The sequence below is a fragment of the Bradyrhizobium sp. WYCCWR15520 genome, from assembly GCF_056174665.1.
The window spans coordinates 1-6,278 of sequence record NZ_JBWBWM010000106.1; the positions used below are offsets into that span (position 1 = coordinate 1).

Sequence of the window (6,278 nt, forward strand, 5' to 3'; positions counted from 1 at the left end):
GCTATCTCGCCCGCGCCAACGATCCGCCACCAGGGAATCTGATCATGTGGCGCGGATTATCGCGATTCATCGATATCGCAACGGGAGCAAAACTCTGACTCAAAAATGTGGGTAATCGTAAGCTTCGTCGTATGCGTACTATGGAGCGCCAACAGGACACCCAGAAGCGAAAGGTCTTCTCCGCGTTCCCGGAGACCGATCCGAGACGATTGCTGAACGATACGACCTTTGGGTCGGCGGCTGCTGAACTATCGGACGTCGCACAGCGGCTAGGGGAAGCCGACCCCTTCTCGCGCATGGCGGTCCGGCTATCTCTATGGTTCAAGCGATACGACGACCACTCACGCTATGGGTTCCCGCTCCCCCATGATGGTCGGTCAGTGACCGCCCTTGTGCGTCGTCTCGCCGGGACTCTGGAATGCGATGACGCGGATAGGATCAGAAGGCTGATATGGACCAAGCCCTGGTTGATGGTGCCGAACAGCCTTTCGCAAATCGCTTTGTATTGAGGGGTGTCCGCCGGCGCGTAGTGGACCTCGGTGCCTTGATCTGCGGGTACAGCTTCTGGACGTATCCTTTGTGGCGGTTGACCCTCTTCAGCGTCGCCAGCACCGAATACAGGCTCGGCGGCTCGAACGTGATGAAGAACCCGAGCAGCATGCGGCTGTACGCGAGGATTCCAATGCCGGCGTCTGCGAGCACGTCGAGCACATGCCATGCGACTTCACGGTCGGCGATGGTCTCCGCCTTGAATATCTCCGGTGAAGTGCCTCGCGAACCGCGCGGACGAACGACGCGAGTTCGGGCGGAATGCGCTTCACCGGACGTTCGAGCGGTTCGTTCATGTTAGACAGTCGACTGTTGTTCTCGCCGGCAGATGGAGCAAGCCGATTACAGACAAGTAGGTCTCGATGCCATCGAGTCAACGCAGGGTGCGAAGAAGTGCCGACTCTGATCGCCACCCGCAGGACGCCACTTCCAGATGCTTGAGCCCGAAACCGCGAGTGGAGAAGCGTCCCGTAACCTGTCGGCCTGGCTGGGGGCGCGGTCGGCTCCGTGGGCACCTCAAATATGAACCTCTTGGCATCTTAAGGCGCCCTTAAGGCAGTTTAGGGTAGGTTATGGTTCCAATGGCTTGACTTTTGACTGAGGCAGGCCTATCTTTTTGGAGCCATGAGACGCCTTTAACCTGGATAAGGGAGCCTTAAGACGCCATGCCGCCCCGCAGCGCACTCACAAATGCCCCGCCGATTGCTGTCCAAGAAGCTCTGCAAAACTTGGGTAACAAGCTCAGGACGGCGCGGCTTCGGCGCAACCTCAGCCTTTCAGAGCTCGCCGCAAAACTCGGTGTGGATCGCCATGTGCTCTCCGACGCAGAAAAGGGCAAGCTCGGTACCAGCGCGGGCATCTACGTCGCAGCTCTGTGGGCCATGAATTTGCTTCAGACGCTAGATGGTGTGGCCGACCCGAAGACCGACGAAGAGGGACTGGCCCTCAGCGGCCTCGAAGAGCGCGAGCGCGCGCGAACCGGAGGAGGGCCCAGCAATGCCTTCTGAGGAGTGCTTCGTCTACATCACGCTGCCAGGACAAACCGAACCGGTCATCGCCGGGAGGTACCAACTCGATACGGGCCGCCAAGGGACGGCGGTAGGCCAATTTGTCTATGGCAAGAGCTACCTCTCGCGAAACGACCGGGTCGAATTCGACCCGGTCGAACTCAAGCTTCAAGTGCCGGTGTTCCGGACGACCAAGCTGCGGGGCAACTTCGGAGCGCTTCGCGACAGTTCTCCCGACGCCTGGGGGCGGAAACTGATCGAGAAGCGGCTGGGCAACGTCGCACCGACAGAGATTCAGTATCTGCTCAATTCGCCCGACGACCGCGCCGGCGCGCTCGGCTTCGGTCTTAATGTCGAACCGCCGGCACCTATGCGCAAATTCAATCGCACTATCGATCTGGCCAAGCTCATCGACCTCGCCGACCAGATCGTCGCGGCGGAGAGGGATCCGGATGCTCCAAAGCCCGCGGGTGCCGACGCCGAACAGGCCGAAGCGCTTCTGAATGCCGGAACGTCCATGGGCGGCGCGCGTCCGAAGGCGACCGTCGAAGATGAGGATGCGCTTTGGGTAGCCAAATTTTCGCATCCCGACGACCGGTGGAATAATCCTCGCGTCGAGCATGCGATGCTGACACTCGCGCGCTCGTGCGGGATTTCGTGCGCGGAAAGTCGATTGACCACCGTCGGTACTCGCGACGTGCTCCTGGTGAAGCGGTTCGACCGTCACAAAACGGAGAAAGGATATTTGCGTAGCCGAATGGTGAGCGCCTTGACGCTTATCGATGCGGACGACTCGCCCGATACTGCGGACAAGCGCCGCAAATGGTCCTATCTGCTGCTCGCCGACGAAGTCCGGCGGGCCGCTACGGCAAGTCAGACCAGGGATCTTCCGGAACTCTTCCGTCGCGTATGTTTCAATACGCTGATTTCGAACACCGACGACCATCCTCGGAATCACGCGATCGTCGCAAAGGATACGGCTTGGTCGCTGTCGCCTGCCTACGATCTGACGCCGAACCCGATGATCGCGCTGGAGCGCCGTGATCTCGCGATGGCTTTCGGGGATTGGGGCCGGTACGCCAACCGCACCAATCTGCTTTCCCAAAGCGAGCGATTTCTCGTCTCGCAGGAGGAGGCTACTCGCATCATCGACGGCATGATCGAAACCGTCGGCGCCTCCTGGTACGCGGTCGCCCGCCAGGCTGGTGTCAGCGAAAGGGACTGCGAGCTCATCCACAGCGCTTTCGTGTACGAAGGCTTCAGCTACGACCTGAATGACCCGACGATCGCGACCGACGACCCGGAAGAGCTTCCCACAGTGGGAAATCGGATGTGACCGCCGGGGCCCGGGTGCGAAACCATCACCCGCGTGGCACATGTCAGATCTGGGCCGGATCAAGAAAATGCCGACATCATCGCGTCAATCGTAGGCCTCCACCCTGGTCGCGAACTGCAGCGTTTGAGCCGGACCGAAACCTTGTCGGTTCGGTACGCCGTGATTGAACAGAAGGATACCTCCCTTTGTATCCTGCGGCACGAGACCACGTCGTATCAGCGCGTTGACCACGACTTGCCGGGGATGAGTTTCATCATCAGGCCCCGCCGAGATGACGCAACCAATGGAATTTCTCGTTCCAAAGCCTGAGACATTCCCCAGGATCCGATTGAGAAGCGTAGGGGAGATGTTGTTGCGGCTGCCGTGATGCGGCACCCGAAACACGTTTAGGGCGGTTCCGAACTGCAGACCAATGGCGTTCCCGTACGATACGGCCGCCCCCAAAGCCTTCAATCCGCGTCCGCCGTCAGAAAGATGTTTCGGCCGTCGATCTGGCCGTAGAGAACCACGCTGGATTCGTTTTCCGCCGCGGTGATGCCACCCTCGCGCAGGGTTTCGGTAAGAAGGTCATCTGCGATAATGCGACGGATCGTCGGCGGGCAATCGACTTCGCATAAGGCATCTTATGCGAATCCCGGCGAAGTGCGGCCGACGAGCGCGACCCACGGCGGTGAGGGGCCGACGATCCGAAAACCTCAGCACCTGATTGAATGGGCCCGAAAGCCCGCTGAAGACGATCATCCCAACGACAACGAAGAGCACGGCGCTCGGCCGCGCGCTTGGGGCAAGATCAAGGCACTTTCGCGCAACTCTGATGCCGCTGTCAGCTTGATTAGACCCCCCTCGGTTTTTTCGCGCGCCGAAATCGGCGAAAAAATCGAGGCGAAAATCGTTAGCTGCGTCAGTGAGATGAAAGATCGAGTCGTTTTCAAAACGAAATCGAGTCGCTCTTAAAGTGGAAATCGAGTCGTTCTCAAAGTGTCCGCATAGCCATTGATTCACTGGTGCGCCCGGCAGGACTCGAACCTGCAACCAGACCGTTATCAGCGGCTGGCTCTAACCATGAACGCACGGCCAAAATCACGCCGTCCATGCTTGGAAAAGCAGCCTTGGGCGACACTTTGGCAGGTATTGTCGGGTAGCCCCGGACCTAGGCATTTGCAGTTTGACTCAGCTTCGATGCAAGCTGAATGCCCCTGAGATCACGACCTGTAGTGACAAGCTATGGAGTCAGGCTTGTGCGTAAGTCGGGGTCACGTTAGCAGTCGGGCGAGCGGTGCAAACGGCCGGCGAAATCGATCGGATCACGCTTAGTCGCGGACGGATGCACATCGGGCAAGCAGATCGGTCCGGCCGCGGCAATGCGCAAAAAATCGGCTGAAATAGCCTCTGCCTCGCTCTTTTCTTATCTTGAGTTGTGTTTTTCGGTAGATTCCGCGCCGAAAAACGTGACACTCTTTGTGTCCTTTGACACTCTTTTATGTCCCAGCACACCAAAACGGCTTGAACACGCTTCCGGGGATGCAACCTAGGGATTTCCCCTGCTCTCAGATTGCCCCAGCGCTGGTACCGATAGAGTTGCCATGATGCGTCGAAGGGGGACGGGACTTGCGGGCTTATTTTTATTTCTTGCGGGGTACGCCAATGTTTCGCCGGGCGTTCTTCTCGCTGTTATGTCTGGCAACAGGTGGCTGCTCTATCTATCCGCTGCCGGAAGATACCACGGGTTTCGCCAGCGAAGAGATCGCGACAATCATTAGATGCCAGACGCGCGACGCGATCAGGGAGGAGATCATCGCGAACATTGCTGCCGCGAAAAGCCCGTTCGTGTATCAGCGGATGACCAAGGATGAATTGATCGACACGCTTCGCGCGCGGCCTGAGTATTTCCGCAGTCTCAACTGGAACTACTTCGTAAAAGAGCTTCGCGATCCTTTCCTTTTCTACAAGGATACCTCGATCAGCTACGACTTCACCATCGACTCGACGGAGGTGAACGGCAACGGAATCGATCTTACTCTCCTGAAGACGTTTTCTAGTGGACGGACAAGATTGGCGTTACCGCAAAAAACGACCGAACCAGGGAAGTTAAGCGGCACTTCAGGGTCTACGATAGTTTTGATAGCCTCGCACGACTTAGTACAGAGGGCATGTGCGACATTGTCCCTAAGCAGATTAATGCCATCTATCCCGCCGCCGGGCTGCTCAAGATTCGATCACTTGTGCATAGCTTCCTGGTACAGAACCAGCTCGGAAATCTCGCGGGCGAAAACAACGACTACACCACCGCCCAGATGACCGACACGATTACTTTCACGACGAAGTTCACCGGCAATTTCGATCCATCAACCAGCTAAATCCGGTAGCTGGCAAGTTCGTCCCATCCAATCTCGCAGTGAATTTGGACAACAGCCGACAGGATATGCACACGATCATAATCCTGATCCGTCTTCCGCCGAACAAATCGGGATTGCCGCGGTTCGACGAGATCGGAAGAATTTCGCTCGCACCGAAGGAGGCTTCGAAGGCGGCCGCGTCAGCTGCGCTGGATCGCCAGCGAGATTTCAATACGCAGGATGACTCGTGCGACTAGGCACCGGGATCGGGCGATTTCCGTAGTACCGGTATAGAAGGAGAAGACGTCATGGCACGCCAGGCAGGAAGCAAGGACATTGAATTGACTGTGGAGACGGTTTTCAACGTGCTCTCGATGCTGGAGCGCGAGGGAGCCCTCAAAGCATTCGCAGATGAGTGCGAGGCGAAGGGCCTCAAGCTGAAGGTCACCCCTGCGTTGTATGCGATGGGAAGGGCTGCTCTCGGCGCCTTGCCTGGAGTGGAGGCGGCGGGACCAGATTGCCCCGCCTGTCCGCCGCGTCGGTGAGAAGGCTAGGCAGCGTGGACACTTATCGCAGCCATAGGACGATGGCTGCGAGGGTGACAACGGCGAGGTAATTGCGTGCGGTCTTTTCGAAGCGAGTGGCAACGCGGCGGAACTGTTTGAGCTTGTTGAAGCAGCACTCGACGAGATAGCGCTGGGCGTAGAGATGCTTATCGAGCGGGTGCTTGAGTGCCCGTGATGGGTTGTTGGGAATGACGGCGATCGCACCCTTGGCAGCGATGGCTTGGCGCAAGTGATCGGCATCGTAGGCCGTATCGGCCATGACGACCTCAGCGGGCAATCCGTCGATCAGGGCCGATGCTTGCGGTGCGTCGCCTTTCTGACCTGCGGTCAGCGTAAACCGCACAGGACAGCCTAAGCCGTCGGCCGTGAAGAACGCCGGATTTCAACTCGGGACGAATTGAAGTCGGACCGTGAGCTGGGCGAGGAACTGGCGCAACAAGAGCTCGAGCCAGCGGATGAGACGCCGGAAGTTGTAGCCCGCTGC

General features: G+C 58.4%; 5 protein-coding genes and 1 pseudogene. 5 read left to right on the forward strand and 1 reads right to left on the reverse strand.

Annotated elements, in window-relative coordinates; translation table 11 throughout:
* Positions 1 to 1,214 precede the first annotated feature (1,214 nt).
* From AC0QUY_RS41985 to AC0QUY_RS42005, 5 genes are all read left to right on the forward strand, one after another.
* Positions 1,215 to 1,556 carry a helix-turn-helix transcriptional regulator gene (locus tag AC0QUY_RS41985; protein WP_057861162.1) on the forward strand — a complete coding sequence of 114 codons (342 nt, stop codon included), beginning with the start codon at positions 1,215 to 1,217 and terminating at the stop codon, positions 1,554 to 1,556.
* Complete coding sequence (locus tag AC0QUY_RS41990) at positions 1,546 to 2,892, forward strand: type II toxin-antitoxin system HipA family toxin (RefSeq protein WP_161855536.1); 1,347 nt, start codon at positions 1,546 to 1,548, stop codon at positions 2,890 to 2,892. The genes AC0QUY_RS41985 and AC0QUY_RS41990 overlap by 11 nt, the downstream gene beginning before the upstream one ends.
* A gap of 579 nt (positions 2,893 to 3,471) precedes the next feature.
* A complete protein-coding gene (locus tag AC0QUY_RS41995) occupies positions 3,472 to 3,846 on the forward strand; it encodes a hypothetical protein (RefSeq protein WP_161855535.1) in 375 nt (124 codons plus the stop codon).
* Positions 3,847 to 4,536: 690 nt separating this feature from the next.
* Entirely contained in the window at positions 4,537 to 5,190 is a 654-nt protein-coding gene (locus AC0QUY_RS42000) for a hypothetical protein (RefSeq protein WP_475391662.1), read from the forward strand.
* Positions 5,191 to 5,536: 346 nt separating this feature from the next.
* On the forward strand, positions 5,537 to 5,773 hold the full coding sequence (locus AC0QUY_RS42005) for a hypothetical protein (RefSeq protein WP_161855533.1): 237 nt from the start codon (positions 5,537 to 5,539) through the stop codon (positions 5,771 to 5,773).
* A gap of 22 nt (positions 5,774 to 5,795) precedes the next feature.
* Here AC0QUY_RS42005 and AC0QUY_RS42010 read toward each other — a convergent pair.
* Positions 5,796 to 6,152 (reverse strand): annotated as a pseudogene (locus AC0QUY_RS42010) (IS5 family transposase); the annotation flags it as partial.
* Positions 6,153 to 6,278 lie beyond the last annotated feature (126 nt).

Coding starts and splice junctions, on each gene's coding strand:
- AC0QUY_RS41985 (WP_057861162.1), top strand. CDS start 1,215: ATGCCGCCCCGCAGCGCACTCACAAATGCCCCGCCGATTGCTGTCCAA.
- AC0QUY_RS41990 (WP_161855536.1), top strand. CDS start 1,546: ATGCCTTCTGAGGAGTGCTTCGTCTACATCACGCTGCCAGGACAAACC.
- AC0QUY_RS41995 (WP_161855535.1), top strand. CDS start 3,472: ATGCGACGGATCGTCGGCGGGCAATCGACTTCGCATAAGGCATCTTAT.
- AC0QUY_RS42000 (WP_475391662.1), top strand. CDS start 4,537: ATGTTTCGCCGGGCGTTCTTCTCGCTGTTATGTCTGGCAACAGGTGGC.
- AC0QUY_RS42005 (WP_161855533.1), top strand. CDS start 5,537: ATGGCACGCCAGGCAGGAAGCAAGGACATTGAATTGACTGTGGAGACG.